This is a genomic window from Mesorhizobium sp. GW821-FHT07A06 (assembly GCF_059419085.1).
The window spans coordinates 448,006-464,498 of sequence record NZ_JBWKRC010000002.1 but is presented as its reverse complement, the minus strand read 5'-3'; the positions used below and the strand labels follow the sequence as shown (position 1 = coordinate 464,498).

General features: G+C 64.0%; 16 protein-coding genes and 1 other RNA gene. 5 read left to right on the top strand and 12 right to left on the bottom strand.

The features are described 5' to 3' along the window. Positions 1 to 5: 5 nt before the first annotated feature. On the bottom strand, positions 6 to 203 hold the full coding sequence (locus tag AC07SZ_RS07725) for a hypothetical protein (protein WP_056573157.1): 198 nt from the start codon (positions 201 to 203) through the stop codon (positions 6 to 8). Positions 204 to 463: 260 nt separating this feature from the next. Further along, positions 464 to 943 carry a thioesterase family protein gene (locus AC07SZ_RS07720; protein WP_056573155.1) on the bottom strand — a complete coding sequence of 160 codons (480 nt, stop codon included), beginning with the start codon at positions 941 to 943 and terminating at the stop codon, positions 464 to 466. 185 nt (positions 944 to 1,128) lie between these two features. On the opposite strand from AC07SZ_RS07720, the gene AC07SZ_RS07715 reads away from it, so the two are divergent. Beyond that, a complete protein-coding gene (locus AC07SZ_RS07715; RefSeq protein WP_494913876.1) occupies positions 1,129 to 2,544 on the top strand; it encodes an FAD-binding oxidoreductase in 1,416 nt (471 codons plus the stop codon). Between the two features lie 96 nt (positions 2,545 to 2,640). Beyond that, positions 2,641 to 3,162 carry a hypothetical protein gene (locus AC07SZ_RS07710; protein ID WP_056573519.1) on the top strand — a complete coding sequence of 174 codons (522 nt, stop codon included), beginning with the start codon at positions 2,641 to 2,643 and terminating at the stop codon, positions 3,160 to 3,162. Positions 3,163 to 3,196: 34 nt separating this feature from the next. Here AC07SZ_RS07710 and AC07SZ_RS07705 read toward each other — a convergent pair whose 3' ends face one another. Continuing rightward, positions 3,197 to 4,183: a Dyp-type peroxidase gene (locus tag AC07SZ_RS07705; protein WP_494913875.1), complete on the bottom strand. Its 987-nt coding sequence runs from the start codon at positions 4,181 to 4,183 to the stop codon at positions 3,197 to 3,199. 132 nt (positions 4,184 to 4,315) lie between these two features. Here AC07SZ_RS07705 and AC07SZ_RS07700 point away from each other — a divergent pair, with 132 nt between their 5' ends. Beyond that, positions 4,316 to 8,257, top strand: a complete 3,942-nt coding sequence (locus AC07SZ_RS07700; RefSeq protein WP_494913874.1) for an AsmA family protein — start codon at positions 4,316 to 4,318, stop codon at positions 8,255 to 8,257. Between the two features lie 47 nt (positions 8,258 to 8,304). Here the strand turns inward: AC07SZ_RS07700 and AC07SZ_RS07695 are convergent, their stop codons facing one another. The 3 genes from AC07SZ_RS07695 to AC07SZ_RS07685 form a co-directional block, all read right to left on the bottom strand. Then, a complete protein-coding gene (locus AC07SZ_RS07695; protein ID WP_494913873.1) occupies positions 8,305 to 9,192 on the bottom strand; it encodes a sigma-70 family RNA polymerase sigma factor in 888 nt (295 codons plus the stop codon). Between the two features lie 33 nt (positions 9,193 to 9,225). Then, positions 9,226 to 9,531: a hypothetical protein gene (locus AC07SZ_RS07690; protein ID WP_056573141.1), complete on the bottom strand. Its 306-nt coding sequence runs from the start codon at positions 9,529 to 9,531 to the stop codon at positions 9,226 to 9,228. Between the two features lie 125 nt (positions 9,532 to 9,656). Next, positions 9,657 to 10,094 (bottom strand): MarR family winged helix-turn-helix transcriptional regulator, encoded by a 438-nt coding sequence (locus tag AC07SZ_RS07685; protein WP_056573138.1) that lies wholly within the window; start codon positions 10,092 to 10,094, stop codon positions 9,657 to 9,659. A 150-nt stretch (positions 10,095 to 10,244) separates the two neighbouring features. On the opposite strand from AC07SZ_RS07685, the gene AC07SZ_RS07680 reads away from it, so the two are divergent. Further along, complete coding sequence (locus AC07SZ_RS07680; RefSeq protein WP_494913872.1) at positions 10,245 to 12,047, top strand: chloride channel protein; 1,803 nt, start codon at positions 10,245 to 10,247, stop codon at positions 12,045 to 12,047. Here the strand turns inward: AC07SZ_RS07680 and AC07SZ_RS07675 are convergent. The 4 genes from AC07SZ_RS07675 to AC07SZ_RS07660 all read right to left on the bottom strand — a co-directional run bounded on the left by AC07SZ_RS07675 (position 12,044) and on the right by AC07SZ_RS07660 (position 13,860). Next, positions 12,044 to 12,265: a ribbon-helix-helix domain-containing protein gene (locus AC07SZ_RS07675; RefSeq protein WP_056573132.1), complete on the bottom strand. Its 222-nt coding sequence runs from the start codon at positions 12,263 to 12,265 to the stop codon at positions 12,044 to 12,046. The genes AC07SZ_RS07680 and AC07SZ_RS07675 overlap by 4 nt on opposite strands. Before the next feature lie 10 nt (positions 12,266 to 12,275). Beyond that, on the bottom strand, positions 12,276 to 12,470 hold the full coding sequence (locus AC07SZ_RS07670; protein WP_494913871.1) for a DUF4169 family protein: 195 nt from the start codon (positions 12,468 to 12,470) through the stop codon (positions 12,276 to 12,278). Between the two features lie 17 nt (positions 12,471 to 12,487). Then, complete coding sequence (locus AC07SZ_RS07665; protein WP_056573125.1) at positions 12,488 to 13,024, bottom strand: SspB family protein; 537 nt, start codon at positions 13,022 to 13,024, stop codon at positions 12,488 to 12,490. A gap of 146 nt (positions 13,025 to 13,170) precedes the next feature. After that, a complete protein-coding gene (locus AC07SZ_RS07660; protein WP_056573122.1) occupies positions 13,171 to 13,860 on the bottom strand; it encodes a TetR/AcrR family transcriptional regulator in 690 nt (229 codons plus the stop codon). Between the two features lie 189 nt (positions 13,861 to 14,049). Between AC07SZ_RS07660 and AC07SZ_RS07655 the strand changes: the two genes are divergently transcribed. Further along, the gene (locus AC07SZ_RS07655) at positions 14,050 to 15,255 is read left to right on the top strand and encodes a multidrug effflux MFS transporter (protein ID WP_056573119.1); all 1,206 of its coding nucleotides are present in this window, start codon (positions 14,050 to 14,052) and stop codon (positions 15,253 to 15,255) included. 60 nt (positions 15,256 to 15,315) lie between these two features. On the opposite strand, the gene AC07SZ_RS07650 is transcribed toward AC07SZ_RS07655, so the two are convergent. Together AC07SZ_RS07650 and ssrA are read right to left on the bottom strand one after the other, a co-directional pair. After that, positions 15,316 to 15,870: an AAA family ATPase gene (locus AC07SZ_RS07650; protein WP_494913870.1), complete on the bottom strand. Its 555-nt coding sequence runs from the start codon at positions 15,868 to 15,870 to the stop codon at positions 15,316 to 15,318. Between the two features lie 105 nt (positions 15,871 to 15,975). Further along, positions 15,976 to 16,336, bottom strand: a transfer-messenger RNA (tmRNA) gene (gene ssrA, locus AC07SZ_RS07645). Between the last annotated feature and the right edge of the window lie 157 nt (positions 16,337 to 16,493).

Sequence of the window (16,493 nt, the reverse complement as noted above, 5' to 3'; positions counted from 1 at the left end):
GGACGCTATGCGTGGCCGCGCTTCAGGCGGGCGCGCTTCAAAATGCTGCGCCAGCGGATCATGTCGAACGGGATCGGCTCGTTGTTGTTGGCGATATGGAAGATTTCATTGTCGACGTTCTTGATCGATCGCCAGAAATCATAGTCCGATATGCGCGGATCAGCGGCCAGCCTGTCCACCTCGACCTTGATGTCGGTTTTCATGCACGTCCCTCGAACCGGCTTCGCCCCGCCGCTCGTAAACAGCTCTATGCGGATGGTTTTCGACCGCTCCGCTGAGTCGTTCAACGGCTCAATTGGCTTGTTCCCGTTAAAACCTCGGTAAGGTTAATGCCGGTCCAAACCCGCTTCAAGCACCGCTGCCGGTGGATATCGGGGGCTCCGCGATTTTGAGTTCAGGGTGTGGCTTTGAAGTCAGACCCAATGCCTCGCCGTGCCGAATCCGCATGGATATCGGCTTCGCCCTACTTGCGTTTGATGCCGATCGCGCGGCCGGCGCGCTCCGGCATGGGCAGCACCGAATGGGCGGCGCGCATGGCTTCGATCCTGGCCAGCACATCGGCGGGGAAGGGCGCGACCTTCGGCCCCGCCATGTCGACATGCAGCGACAGCGTCTCGGAAGTGGCGGCGAGCCAGCCGTCGACATGGCGGATTTCCTGATAGGACCTGAGCCGCTTCGCGTCATGGTCGATGAGTTGGAAGGAGACCGTGACCTTGTGGTCGAGATGCAGTTCCTGGACGTAGCAGACATGGACCTCGGCGGTGTAGATGGTGAGACGGCGCCCCTTCACATAGTCCAGCCCCATGCCCATCGCCTCGAAAGCCTCATCCGAGCAGCGGTCGAACAGGACGTTGTAATAGGCCATGTTGAGATGGCCGTTGTAATCGATCCAGTCTTTCTCGATGTCCATGGGCCTGGAGACGAAGGGGGCGGGGATGGGCATCGAAACTTCCTTGTTCTGGTGCTGGACAGAGTGTGACTGCGGAGGCTCTTTTGTTCTGACGCAATTCCCCAGGGAATGCGCATGCGGCTTTCCCAGGAAAAGCGCTTCGCACTTTTCCCGGAATTGCTTTAGGCATCCATAGCTGCAAAACAAGCGTGGGCGCTGGTCCATTCGCGGAGGAATTCATGGCTCTGAGCGACCTCAATCCGGTCGAACGCAACGAGGAAGGCATCGCGGCGGTGCTCGGCATCCTCAAGCAACAGCTGGGCGAGCGCTTCCAGACGGGGCAGGCCATCCGCTCGCAGCACGCGCACACCACCACCTATATCCCGACGCAGGCGCCCGACGGCGTCGCTTTCCCGGAGACGACGGCCGAGGTGCAGGAGATCGTGCGCGCCTGCGCGGCGCATCGCGTGCCGGTCATCGCCTTCGGTGTCGGCTCCTCGCTGGAAGGCCACACCAACGCGCCGGGCGGCGGCATCTCGGTCGACATGTCGCGCATGAACCGTATTCTTTCGGTCAACCCGCAAGATCTCGACTGCACGGTCGAGCCTGGCGTGACACGCGAGGATCTGAACCGGCATCTGCGCGACACCGGCCTGTTCTTTCCGATCGATCCGGGCGCCAATGCCTCGCTTGGCGGCATGGCGGCGACGCGGGCTTCCGGCACCAATGCGGTGCGCTACGGCACGATGCGCGAGAACGTGCTGTCGCTGACGGCGGTCATGGCGGACGGCGAGACGGTGACGACCGGCAAGCGGGCCAAAAAGAGTTCGGCCGGCTACGATTTGACCAGGCTGCTGGTCGGCTCGGAAGGCACACTCGGCATCATCACTTCGCTGACATTGAAGCTGCAAGGCATTCCGCAGGCAATCTCGGGCGGCGTCTGTCCGTTCCCGAGCGTAGAGGCGGCCTGCAACGCCGTCATCGCGACGATCCAGATGGGTATTCCGGTGGCGCGCATCGAACTGGTCAACGGGTTGCAGATGCGGGCGATGAAGAATTATTCCAAGCTCGACTATCCCGAGAGCCCGTGCCTGTTCGTCGAGTTCCATGGCAGCGACGCCAGCGTAGCCGAGCAAGCCGAGACGTTCGGCATGATCGCCGAGGAAAATGGCGGCGGCCCGTTCCTGTGGACCAGCGTTGCCGAGGAGCGCACCAAACTGTGGAAGGCCAGGCACGATGCCTACTGGTCGTCGCTGACGCTGCGGCCGGGCGCCAAGGGCCTGTCGACCGACGTGTGCGTGCCGATCTCGCGCTTTGCCGAATGTGTCACCGAAACCGAAGCCGACATCGCCGAGATGGGCCTGATCGCGCCGATCGTCGGCCATGCCGGCGACGGCAATTTCCACGTGCTGGTGCTGATGGATGTGAACGACCCGAACGAGATCGCGCTGTCGGAAAAGTTCGTCGCGCGGCTCAATCTGCGGGCGATCGCCATGGATGGCACCTGCACCGGCGAGCACGGCATTGGCCAGGGCAAGATCGGCTTCCTGCGCCGCGAACTCGGCCACGGCGTCGACATCATGCGCACCATCAAGCAGGCGCTGGACCCGCAAAACATCATGAACCCCGGCAAGATATTGCCCGATATGGGGTAGGGCCTCACGAAAAGGCTCGTCTTGACCGCGCCACCATTCGGGCCGACGCTCCGAGGCGGCCTGAAAGAACAGGCACGTCAGCTGAGGAGGACCGTGATGGCCATTTCACGCAAGGAAGAAGCGCGCGCGCTGAGCGCCGATGAAAGGGAACTGGTGGAAAAGTCGCACCATCCGGCGGTGCAGGACCTTTCCGACGCCGACCTTTCCGGTCTGGTCAAGCTGCTGCGGGAGCGGCGCGACAAGGCGCAGACCGAAGCGCACCGCCGTCGGCGCGAGATCCGTGGCAAGGGTGCGCCGAAAGGCACTACACCTTCAAAGTCCGATGGTGGCTCGCAGGTGAAGCTGGCGGTACTGGCCATGGCCATGCGGCGGCTGAATGGCGAGGCCGAACGGCGACGCCAACTGGCGGCCCGCGTTTCCCTGGTCGGGAACGCACGCAAGGCGCTGGCCTTGAAGCAAGGTGCGGCAGCGGATGGTCCCGCGCACAATTCACGCACAGCTCACAACGGCATGCGGGCCGTGGCCAATGAGCGGGCGCCAAAGCTGGTCCGTCCGGCCGAACTCGGCCGGCAGCGCAAGGCAGCCAAGGTGGCGCAAGCCAAGCGCGACGCACGCTGAGGTCCCTGCGGACAATGGCTGTCGGCCCGCCGCTTTACCGTGCGGCGGGAATTTGGTCCTGCGCGTTCTGGACAAGGGTTTGCAGCATGGGACGGGTTGGCGCGAAGAATGTCGTGCCGGTCTGCGGTGTCGAGACGTCGAGCAGCCGGTCGTAAGCCCCCGGCGGGTCGCCGACATACATGCGCTGCAGCATTTTCTCGGTGACCCAGAGGTACCTGCTATAGCCGATGAAGTAGGTGCCGAACTCGTTCTGCCCGGGCCTGCCGAACGGCATGTTGTCGCGCAATATGTCGTATTCATTGCCGTCTGCATCCTCGATCGTGGCCAGCGACTTGTGCGATTTGCGTGGCGCGTCGTCATCATCGATCTCGATGTTGTCGATCTTGGTTCGGCCGATGATCGCCTCCTGCTCGGGCGTCGGAATGCGCGCCCAGGCCTGCATATCGTGCAGATATTTCTGGACGACGACATAGCTGCCGCCGGCAAAGTCGCCATCTTCGTCGCCCACGAGTGCCGAGGCGGGCAAGTCGAGGCCGGTCGGGTTGGCGGTGCCGTCGACGAAGCCGAGCAGGTCGCGGGCATCGAAGTAGCGGAAGCCCGTCACCTCGTCGACGACGGTCACATCGGGACCAAGCCTGTCGAGCAGGATACGCTCGAACTCGAAGCACATGTCGGGCCGTTCGGACCGGATGTGGAAGAGGAGGTCCCCCGGTGTCGAGGGCGCCGAGTGGACCGCTCCCTTGATCGGCGCGAATGGTTTCAGTTCCAGCGGCCGCCGGCCCGGGCTGAGACGGTCCCAGAGATCGCGGCCGATGCCGGAAATGCACGACAGGTGGCCGCCGAGGTCGCGGAACCCGACAGTCTTGACCAGGTCGTCAAGCTCGCCGAGCACGGAACAAACCTTGGCCAGGGCCGGCTGTTCCGCGGCGACCGTGACGACGAGGAAAATCGCCGATTGCGAAAGCGGAGCATCGACGCTCTGCGCATCGATCGGCACACGGTCCCAATTCTTGCTCGACATCCGATAATCTCCGCTTTTCCCGGATTTGTTTCAGATCGCCCGGGATGACGCAATACTGGATGAATTGCCTCTTTATCGACACGCGGATGCGGGTAGAGTGCGGCAGAATTTCAATCAACCTGTTCGGAGCTGATGCTCGCACGCCTGTTCGTGATCTTCGGTGGCTTGTTCGTTCTGGTGCTGTGCGCGGCGCTGGTGGGACCGTATTTTGTCGACTGGACCGGCTACCGCGCTCAGTTCGAGCGCGAGGCAAGCGCCGTCCTCGGCCGCAAGGTGACCGTGCAGGGCGACGCCACGGCCAGGCTGTTGCCATTCCCCTCGGTGACGTTCTCCAACGTCGCCGTCGCCGGTGGCCCCAACGGCCAGCCGGCCATGACCGTCGAGACGTTTTCGATGGATGCGGAACTGGCACCCTTCCTGCGCGGCGAGGTGCTGATCTTCGACATGCGGCTGGTGCACCCGAAGGCAACCATCGATATTGCCAATGACGGCACGGTCGACTGGGCGATACGGCCATCCTCGCCCTTCGATCTCAACCAGATCTCGATCGAGAAGCTGACGGTGACGGAGGGGCAGGTCGAACTGCGCCATGCAGCGGGCGGGCGCAGCCACGTCTTTTCCGAAATCAACTCGACCATTTCGGCCAAGTCGCTGGCCGGCCCATGGCGCATGGACGGCACGTTGCGGCTGGACGGGTTGCGCACCACTGTGGCGGCGTCGACCGGCAAGGCCGAAGGCAATGGCCAGATGCGGCTGCGGCTGAAGGCCGATCCCGATGCTTATCCGCTGGTCATCGAGACCGACGGCAATGCCGGCATCGTCAACGGCGCCGCCGTCTATTCCGGCCAGTTCAAGATTTCTGGCGCCGACAAGAACAGCGCCCAACTGCGCGGCAACGATGGCGAGCCGGTGAAGGTCAGCGCCGGCAAGCCCGATCCGGGTTTCCGGCTGAACGGCAAGTTCTCGCTCGACCACCAGAAGCTCGGCGTCGACGAATTCCGCTTCGAGACCGGGCCGCTGGACAACCCCTATACAGCCGACGGCAAGGCCTCGGTCGATCTCGGCCAGAAGCCCAGCTTCGCCATCGAGGCCAATGGCGCGCAGGTACAGTTCGACGAGGCGGTCGGCGCCCAGGCCGGGGCCGGCCTGACGCTCGAACAGCGCATTGCCGGGCTGGAGCAAGCGCTGCTCGGGCTGCCGAAGCCGACCATACCCGGCACCGTCGAGGTGAAGCTGCCGGCGGTGGTGGCCGGCGATACGACGGTCCGCGACGTCCATCTTTCCGCCGAGCCGGTCGAAGGGGGCTGGTCGGTGAAATCACTCGCCGCGACCTTGCCCGGCCGCACGACGCTGGAGGCCAATGGCATGCTGAGCGTCGAGGACCATTTCGGCTTCACCGGCTCGCTGCTGCTGGCTGTGGCGCAGCCATCCGGTTTTGCCGCCTGGCTGTCGAAGGATGTCGACGAGGCGATCCGCCGTCTGCCCGCCGCCGGCTTCAAGGCCAAGGTCGATCTCTCCGAGAAGCGCCAGGCCTTCAGCGACCTCGAACTGATCCTGGGCAAGGCGAAGTTTTCCGGACGCATCGATTCCAGCCAGCCTGACGAAGCCAGGCCATCGGTGCTGATGCGGCTTGAAGGCGGCGAGCTTGACGTCGATGGGCTGGCGGCCTTCGCCTCGATCTTCGTCAGCGACAAGGGGGCCAACCGCTTCGCCGACCGCGATCTCGATTTCCAGATCAAGGCCGGGCCGGTCAGTGCCGGCGGGTTGACCGCCGACACGGTCGACACCGCGCTCAGGCTGCGTGACGGTTTGCTTGAAGTCGACCGGTTGTCGGTCGGCGGGCTGGCGGGCGCCTCGATCAGCGCCACGGGCCGGATCAAGGATTTTCCGGCCAGCCCCACCGGCAAGCTCGACGCTTCCGTCGTCGCTGTCGACCTCAAGCCGCTGATCGACGTTGCCACGCAGCATTATCCCGACAGTGCGGTGCTGAAGGGGCTGTCGAGCCGTGCCGCCGCTTATCCGGACCTGTTCCAGGATGCCCGTGTCGACCTTGTGGCGAGCGCCGCCGACAATGGCGACGGCACGACGGGATTGGCAGTAAGCGGGCAGGGTAACGCCGGAGGCTCGGCCTTTTCGGCTTCGCTGTCGGGGAAGGGCGCGCTGGACAGACTGCTTGAGGCACCGGTGACGCTGACCTTCAACGCCAAGAACCCGGATGCCACGGCACTGCTGGCGCTTTACGGCCTGCCGGCGCTGCCGCTTGGCATGCTGGGCGAGGCACACACCGACATCCAGGCCAAAGGCACGCTTGGCGGCGGTCTCGCGACGACTTTCAGCCTTGTCGGCAACGATTTCAAGGCCGGCTTCGAAGGGACGATCGCCGACACGCCGCAAGGGCCAACCGCCAAAGGCAAGATCGACCTCGATGCCGCCGACATCGAACCCTGGCTGATGACGACAGGCATCGGCCTGCCGGGCATGGGAGCGGGCATGTCGACGTCGCTCTCGGCCCAGGGCGACTATGGCAACGGGCTGCTGGTGCTGGACAGTGTCAGCGGCGCCGTCAACGAAGCGGCGGTCTCCGGCGACGTCAATATCGACACCAAGGACGGCGTTCCGCATCTGGCCGGCGCGCTGGCGCTCGATGAGCTCGATCTCGATCCGATGGCCGTGGCGCTGTTCGGCGATTCCGCTTTCCTTGTCGACAAGAAGAACGGGGCCGACAAGAGCGCGAGCGACAAGGGCGGCGTTTGGCCGTCCTCGCCCTTCAGCCAGAAATCCAGCCTGCCGTTCACGGCCGACCTCGACCTGACGACATCAGCGCTTGCCGCCGGACCGTTCGCCACCGCCTATGACGCCGCCTTTTCGCTCAAGCTCGACAAGGAAGGCATCCGGGTTTCGGACCTCAAGGCGAAGCTTCTTGGTGGTGCGTTGACCGGCCTGTTCGAGCTGAAGAACAATGAAGGCACCGGGCTCTTCACCGGCCAGATGAAACTGGCGGGCGCCGACCTGGCGAACGTGTTGCCGGATGCCGGCGTTGGCGGCATCGGCGATTTCTCGACGACGCTGTCGACCAGCGGCAAGTCGGTCGATGCGATGATCGCCGCTCTGTCCGGCTCCGGTACCGCGACGCTGAGAAGCTTGCAGATCGCCGGCGTCAATCCCGATGCGTTCAGCGCCTTCCTGGCCAAGGCGGATGCGATCGGGCGCGACATCGACGTGGCAAAGACCGCCGGCTTCGCGCCCGGGATCGCGGCCGATGGCAGTTTCGCCGCCAAGGATGCCGACATCGCCTTCACGATTGCCGGCGGCACGCTGCGGGCGCCGCCGATCAGCCTTGAAAATCCCGCGGCGACCCTGTCCACCGACATCACGGCGGATCTCAACACCAGCACGGTCTCCGCCAAGGGCGCGATCACCTATCGGCCAGGCGACGAGGCACTGGTCGGTTCGGAGCCGGTCGTCAATTTCACCGCCGAAGGGCCTTTCGGCGCCGTCACGCGGCGGTTCGACAGCGAGCCGCTGGCGCAGTTCCTGACCCAGCGCGCGCTGGAAAGAGAGCAGCAGCGCGTCGAGGCGATGCAGGCGGCGCTGCTCGAAAAGCAGAGGCTGCGGCGCGAGGTGCGCTACTACGCGGCGCTGCAGGACGCGCGCGACAAGGCCGCCGAAGAGTTGCGCCGGCAGGAGGAAGCGGCGCGGCTGAAAGCCGAGGCGGACGCCAAGGCGAAAGCGGAGGCTGACGCCCAGGCCCAGGCTGAAGCGGAGGCGAAGGCGAAGGCCGACGAAGAGGCGAAAGCCCAGGCCGATGCCGACGCCAAGGCAAAGGCCGCGGCCGAGCAGCAAGCCGCCGACGAAGCCGCCAAGGCACAGGCCGAACAGGAGCGGCAGAAGGCGGAAGAAGCGCTGCGCGTTGCTTCGCGGGAAAAGGCCAGGCTCGAGGCCGAACGCAAGGCCGCGGAACAGGCACCCAAGGTCGAGCGTGCGCCGCTGCCTGAGGCCAACGACAATCCACCGCCGGCCAAGCCGAAGTCCAATCCGTTCACGATCGACAATCTGCTGAAGTCGTTGCAGTAGGGCAGTAGGACAGGCCTTCCCAGTTGCTCTCCCGAAGGGCGATCGTCTCAGGGAACGAACAACTCGGCACCGTCGGCAACGTAGCGGGCGTGGCGGAAATCGCGGATGGCGGCGAGCTTGCCGTCCTGCCAGGCCAGCAGGATGAAATAGGCGGGTCGCGCCATTGGGTTGCCAGGATCGCGGACAAGGATTGCCGGCCTGTTTTCGACGAAGCCCGGCACAAGACGCCAATCCTGCACCCGGGAATAGTTGTTGAAGTAGGTGCCGACGTCCTTGCGGCCGTTGAGCCGTGTCCTGGCCACCAGTTCCAACCGCACCTCTTGCGCCAGCATGTCGCGCACCGCGTCGAAATCACGGGCATTGAAGCGGTCGATGTAAGCATCGAGCAGCAGTCGTTCAGTGGCGCCCAGCCTGGGAAGAGGGCGGTCGTCCGGTTCGTCGGCGATCCGGCGCAGCCGGTCGCGGCCGCGATGCAGTGCCGCCTTGGTTGCAGGAATGCTGGTGTCGAGCATCGCGCTGATCTCCTGCAGGGAATAGCCCAGGACGTCCATCATGACGACGCTGCTTCGCTGTGCGACGGGAAGACGCATGAAGGTATGCAGCCCGGCGGCCGCGGCCTGACGATCGATGGTGGGGTTTACCGGGTCGACGATCATGTCGGGGTCCTCATCGGCGGTGGTCTTTTCGCGGGAGCGCCGGCGCAGGAAATCGAGCGCCGTATTGTGCGCGATGCGAAACAGCCAGCCTTCCGGATTGGCGATCGGGCCGGCGTTGGGCAACGCCTCGAATGCCTTGGCCAGCGCCTCCTGCAGCACGTCCTCGCCGTCGATGACCGAGCCCGTCATGCGGGCACAATAGCGGTGCAGCTTGGGGCGCAATTCCCCAGACAGGCGCTCAAAGAGCCGATGCTGCTCGCCGGGAATGGGAATGTTCATAAGCCTCCCGTTCGATGACGCCGTCTGCCCCTGTCACTCATCCAGCATCCGATAGCTGCCCACCACGGTCATCTCGTCGCGTTGCGGACGTTCGCTGCAGCGATCCCTGATGCCGTTTTGAAAAGCCTCGAATGCGGCCAATCCGGTGATGATCTCGGCATGGGCATCGGTTTCCGTCTCGACCAGATGGACGAAAGTCCCGTCGCCGGATCGCAAGGTCATGTAGCGAACGCCGTCCGGCGATTTGTCATGCAATTCCTGGAAGACCGCCTTGATCAGCCGCTCATTCTCGTCGGCTCGTTCGGGTTTGGTCTTGTAGCGTATCAGATGACGTTTCATCGCTGGGCTTCCTTTCGATTGCGTCTCTCCCTTTGAGGCCTTCATCCCCTGGACGTTGCGGCGAGGTCAAAGGATTCGGGCGCCGCAAAAAATCACCATGCCATCCGGCGCAAGACGCCTGCGCGTCACTCGCGACCCTGGTCGAGCAGGCGCCGCAGCATGGGTTCGATGCGAGAAAGCTCGTCGAGATGCGCCGCCGACAGTTCAGCCAGGCAATCGTCGGCGCGCTCGGTCAGCCGCAGCAGTACACGGCGGTGGTCATCCTTGTCCTGATCCCGTGTGACCAGGCCCGCCTCGCTGAGGCGATTGACCAGTTCGACGGCACTGTGGTGGCGGATGCGCAGGCGTTCCGCCAGGTCGCCAACCGTCACCGGTCCGCCGCCCGGAAATCCCTTGATCGCCAGCAGGGCCTGGTGCTGGCGCGGCGTCAGGCCGGCGTCTTCCGCCTGCACCTGGCTGAATTCGAGGAAGCGGCGGATCAGGTAGCGGAACTCGGACAGCCGCTGGTAGTCGGACTGTTTGATGGCGGGGCGAGATTTTCCGGGCTGCGTCATTCCAGACATTTGTTCCATTCCGGCAAAAGGCTCAAACGGTTTTGGTGCAGACCGGCTTGAATTTATATCGTATTACGATACATGGCGAGCCGACAAAGCCGGCTGGCATCTTCGCCCGTGCCACATATCCGAGATCCGGCCGCCGCCAGAAAGCCAGCCATGAAGCCCCATCATTCCGAAAACGGTCACTTGCGCGATTTCACCACCGACGCGCGGGTCTTGACCATTGCCACCATAGCCGTGGTGGTCGCCACGGCGGGGTTGTTCGCCGGCATCGTGCTTTTGAAACTGATCCGGCTCGCCACCAACATCGCCTATTTCGGCCAGTTCACGCTCGACGACCTGAAATTGCAGGACACGCCGCTCGGTTACGCCGCGGTGGTGGTGCCGGTGATAGGCGCACTGATCATCGGCCTGATGGCACGCTATGGCAGCGAGAAGATCCGTGGCCACGGCATTCCCGAGGCCATCGAGGCGATCCTACTCGGGCGCTCGAAGCTCGATGCCAAGGTTGCGATCCTGAAGCCGCTGTCATCGGCGATTTCGATCGGCTCGGGCGGACCCTTCGGCGCCGAGGGCCCGATCATCATGACCGGCGGCGCGATCGGCTCGCTGATCGCGCAGATGCTGCCGGTCACCGACAATGAGCGCAAGACGCTGCTGGTGGCGGGAGCGGCGGCGGGCATGACCACGGTGTTCGGCACGCCGATCGCCGCGATCATGCTGGCGGTGGAACTGCTTCTGTTCGAATGGACGCCGCGCAGCTTCATTCCGGTGGCGGTGGCGGCCATCGTGGCCGAGGTCGAGCGCACCGTGCTGCATTTGCCCGGGCCGATCTTTCCGTTCCAGGGCGGCATGGCGGTGTCGTTCACCGGGCTCGGCGGCTGGGTTCTGGTCGGCATCTGCGCCGGCCTGTTGTCGGGACTGCTCACCCAGATGGTCTATGCCTGCGAGGACGCCTTCCAGAAATTGCCGATCCACTGGATGTGGTGGCCGATGATCGGCGGCCTGGTGGTCGGCATCGGCGGCTTGATCGAACCACGGGCACTCGGTGTCGGCTACGACAACATCGCCGACATGCTGGATGGACGCACGATCGCCACCGCGGCGCTTCTCCTGCTCGTGGTCAAGGCGATCATCTGGTCGGTGGCGCTCGGCTCGGGAACATCCGGCGGCGTGCTGGCGCCACTGCTGATCATGGGTGGCGCGATGGGCGCGGTGCTTGCCGGGATACTGCCCGCGGCGGATCCGGGATTCTGGGCGCTGTTGGCCATGGCGGCCACGATGGGTGGCACGATGCGCGCGCCGCTGACGGCTACTTTCTTCGCCGTCGAGTTGACCGGCAACACGCATGTGCTGGTGCCGCTGATCGCGGCCTGTGCGGCGGCGCATGCCGTGACGGTGCTCCTGATGAAGCGTTCGATCCTGACCGAGAAGATCGCCAGGCGAGGGAACCACCTCGTGCGCGAATATCGTGTCGATCCGTTCGCGCTGACCAGGGTGCGCGAGGTGATGACGTCGCAGGTCGAGAGCGTGCCGGCGACGATGACGCTGCATGGCGCGGCGGCCTTCCTGACCGCGCCTGAGACACGCCATCCGAGTTTTCCCGTGATCGATGACAACGGGCAGGTGCTCGGTCTCATCGATCCGCCGGCGATCCTGCGCTGGCGCCGTGCCGGCACGCACAGGACCACGACGCTCGGCGAGTTGCTCGCCGGAACCAAGGTAACGCTCGCTTTTCCCGACGAATATCTGGAAGGTCTGTCTGACAAGCTGTTGATGGCCAACGTGTCGCATCTGCCGGTCGTCTCGCGCGAGGACGCAAAGCTGGTTGGCTATGTCGGCTGGAAGGATCTGATGCGCGTGCGCTCCAGAAAACAGGCCGAGGAGCGTGATCGTTCAACCTTGCTTGGCTTCGGCACCAGGCGCGGGAAAAAGACGGACCCGGTCGAGAGCGCCTAGATCGGTCCGCGCTTCACCCACTGCAGTACGTACAGCCTCAGCGCCGAGGACAGGTTGGTGTCACGGGGCCGGGTCTCGTCGACTTCGGCCACGAGTGCTGCGAGCGTCAGCTTTCTCTGCGCCGCGATCGCGACGAGATCGTCGTAGAAGGGTTTTTCGAGGGAATAGCTGGTGCGATGGCCGCGAATGGTCACGGAGCGCTTTTCGACGACGCTCACGGCCGAACGCTCATTGCTCGTCCTTGCCGAACGGCTCGAGGCGATGGCCTTCGACAAATTTTTCGGCCTTGTCGGCGACCTGCCGTTCGCGTTGCTTGTCCGCCTTGGAACGGCCGTGCAGGATCCGGTTCTGTTCGGCGACGCGCAGCTTCTCGTCCCGCGCCCTCTGCTTGCGAGCCTGGCGGAGATTGACGATGTCGGCCATGGCGAGAGCCCGGGAGCCTATTTCTTGCGGAAGGCGTCGAGCGAAACCACTTCGGCGCCCTTGGTGCCGGCTTCAGCCGCGGCGGGCTTCTTCTCCGCTTCGGCGGCGGCCTTCTTCTCGGCCTTCGGCTTCTTCTCGGAGACGATGGTCAGCGGCTCGGGCGCGGGCGCGGCTGGTTCCTCATCGGGCTGGGCGTCGGTCTTAACGTCGAACTCGAGTTCGAAATTGACCGAGGGATCATAGAAGCCGCGCACGGCCGAGAATGGGATTTCCAGTTTCTCCGGCACGTCGGAGAAGGACAAGCCGACCTCGAAGCCGGTGTCCGTCACCTTCAGGTCCCAATACTGGAACTGGATGACGATGGTCATCTGCTCGGGATAGCGCTCACGCAACCGCGACGACACGCGCACGCCGGGCGCACCGGTCAGGAAGGTAATGAAGAAGTGGTGGTTGCCGGGAAGGCCGGTGCGTGCGACCTCGGCCAGGACCTTGCGCATGACGCCGCGCAACGCCTCCTGGGCCAGAATGTCGTAGCGGATGTGGTCGTCGGCCATGTGGTGGTCGGGTTCCGTTGAATCGTCCGCATAGCTGTAATCAAGCTTGAGCGCGGCGTAAACCGCATATAGATCACCGCCGCGTCGAAGCGAGGACTATTGCCAACGATTTGATCGGCAAGCCGGCTTCATGGCAACCGCAAATGTTATGCGTTAGCCAGCGTGGCGTGCTTTTTCGCGCTGGCCGCCGTGGGCCGCTTGCCGAAAGCGCGCAGGAAGGTGCGCACGCCGTTTGTCGCCGATTGCACCACCTCGTCCTCGCGCGGTGTGCCGCCGAGCATGAAGGTGGTCTGCAGTTCGGCATTGACGAGGCCGAGGAACTGGCGCGCCGCGACGTCGGGATCATCGATTACGAGATGGCCGCCATAGGCGAGGCGGGCGAGGCGGGCGGCGATTGCCGGCCATGTCCTGCCCGGGCCTTGCTCGCGCCATTCGGCAAACAATTCGGGATAGCGCTCACCTTCGGTCTGGATCAGCTTGCGCAGGAATTTTCCGTCGCGGTTGCAGATGCAGTTCTGGTTCAGGCGCACGGCAAAGCCGATCAGATCGGCTTCGAGGTCCCCTGGCTGGTCGGGAAAGGTGGCTATGGTGGCGAAGATGCCCACATTGCAGCGCTCGGTGAGGTCGCGCACAACGGCCATGAAGAGCTTTTCCTTGTCGCCGTGGTGGTTGTAGACGGTTTGGCGCGAGACGCCCGCCTCGGCGGCGATCAGGTCGATGTTGGCGCCGGCGAAGCCCTCGCGGCAGAACACGCTGGCGGCGGCGTCGACAATCGATACGCGCTTGGCCTCGTGGCCGCGTGGCGGGAAAGTGTCAGGAGAAACGCCCGGTCTCATGAAATTCTATATAGAGGTGATTGACGATTTGGACAAGAGTGTCTAAATTTCTGGACAGGATGCAAAGAGATTTCGCATCGAGGAGACGAATAGAATTCGCTCCCGGCGAGTCGGAATCTCGCGGTATGGACCGTCCTAGGGTTAGACGTCGCCTGGCGGCGGCAGCCAGATTCGAAAGAAGCCAATATCATGAGTCCCAAATTCCTCCGCATCGCGGTCGTGCTCGGCCTGTTGTCCGCCATCGGCCCGTTCGCGATCGACATGTATCTTCCCGCTCTGCCGTCGATCGGCGCGGATCTGCACGCCGGCACGGCCGCCGTGCAGATGAGCCTGCTGATCTTCTTTCTGTCGATGGGTTTCGGCCAGATCGTCGTCGGGCCGATCTCCGACATGGTCGGCCGCAAGCTGCCGCTCTATGGCGGCCTTGCACTGTTCATGGTCGGCGGCATCGGTTCGGCAATGGCGCCGACGATCGAGTGGCTGATCGCCTTCCGCTTCCTGCAAGGCCTTGGCGCCAGCGCCGGCATGGCCGTGCCGCGCGCGATCGTGCGCGACCTGCACACAGGCAATGAGGCGGCCAAGCTGATGTCCTTGCTGATGCTGGTGTTTTCGGTGTCGCCGATCCTGGCGCCGCTGACCGGCAGCCAGATCATCGAGAATTTCGGCTGGCGTGCCGTGTTCTGGACGGTGACCGGCGCGGCGGCCCTTGCCACCATCCTGCTCGCGACCTCGCTCAAGGAGACGCGGCCTGCGGAAGAACGCGTCGGTTCTTCCTTCGGAACCGCGCTTGCCGGCTACCGCTTCCTGATGGGGGACCGCAATTTCCTTGGCCTCGTGGCGATCGCCGGCTTCGGCATTGCGAGCTTCTTCGTCTATCTGTCGAGCTCGTCCTTCATCCTGATCGACCATTACGGGCTGTCGCCTTCGGTCTACAGCGTGTTCTTCTCGATCAATGCGGTCGCCTTCATCGGCATGTCGCAATTGACGGGAGTGCTGGCCGAGCGTTTCGGGCTGCGGCGCGTGGTGCGCGTCGCGGTGACCGGCTATGCCTCGACGATGGTGGTGCTGTTCGCGGTGATGGCGGCGGGTATCGACCGGCTCGATGTGATGGCGGCCCTGCTGTTCGTCGGCTACGGCTTCCTCGGCCTGGTTATCCCGACCACCTCGGTGCTGGCCATGGAAGAACATGGCGAGATCGCCGGCACGGCTTCGGCCTTGATGGGCACGCTGCACTTCGCCATCGGCGCGCTCGCCATGGGCGTCGCCGGGGTGTTCTTCGACGGCACGCCGCTGCCGATGGTCGCCGGCATCACGCTCTGCGCGGTGATTTCGTTCACGCTGGCCAAGGTCACGCTTGGCCGCTCGCACGAGGCGGTCGAGGCGCCGGCGGAATAAGCAAACCAAACGCATGAAAAAGGCCGGGTTCATCCCGGCCTTTTTCATGCCCACGGGGCCTTATGCCCGAAGGCCGGCCTCGCCGATGATGAAGCGGACGCGCTCCTCCACCGGCACGAGCGGCAGGGGCACAAGTTCGTACCCCAGTTCGGCATAGACGCCAGCCACCGAGTCATGGGTGCGCCTGGCTTCGTCGAGCGTCTGTTTGCGCTCTTTGTCCTGCGTAAAGATCTCCGGCCAGGGCGGCGCGATGAAGACACGGCGCGCATAGCGGAATTTCCGCGCCGCGCTGACGGCGTGATCCGGCACCGGCAGGCCGCAGAGCCTGAGGTAGCCGATCGTGTCCGGCACGCCGCGATCGAAGAAGACCGGACCGGATTCGGCATGCGCGGCATGCCAGGAGCGCAACTCCCAGGAAAGCATCAGTTCGGCGAAGAGCGTTCGATCCCGCCCGGGAAGGGCAGGGCCGCCGATCGCCACCTGATCGCGGATGATGCCGCGTCCGGCCTCCGGCGCTGTCGGAAAGCCTGCTTGTTTCAGCGCCTCGATCAAGGTGGTCTTGCCGGAGCCCGGGCCGCCGGTCAGCACGAAGAATCGATCGGAATCGTTTTGCAATGTCCTATCCATGGAGAAGGGGGCGCACGCATGGCTGCCGAAGGCATGCGAAGGGGCTGCCAGCGGAAGCACCATTTTGCGTGACGCAAATTGAAGGGAGGGAGAAGTGGAGGTTTCTGTTGCCAGGTACCTCCGAACCCCGCCTAGAAGTGCGAACCCCTAGGGCTTGATTTGAAGCGTTCGCACTGCATTAAGCAGCGAGACGAGCTTCCGCATAGTTGTCGTTGGCAACTATAAGTTTAGCCCGATGACGGTGGTACAATGCCGGGCAAAAGTACGATCTTTACACCTTCGTCGATCCTATTTCGCCCCCAGCAAAAACCGCTCTGTCTTCAACAGCGGCTTTTGGTGGAGGCGCCGGGTACCGCCCCCGGGTCCGAACGGCTTATTTCATCGCCCATTTATCGCCATAGTCGGTCAAGCCGACAAAACGAATATAGGGGGCGTTTGACTGAAATGAAAGGCCGCAATGGACCTTTGTCCCTGTGTCAAATTGCGACGGCAAGGGTTGACTTGGGAGCGGTCTCAACCGAAGCTTTGCGGGCGGTGAGGGATTATCGACCTAGCGCACGGATTGCGAAGCGCGCCACAGCCCTCATCGATCGGATCCGTGGCGCCGACGA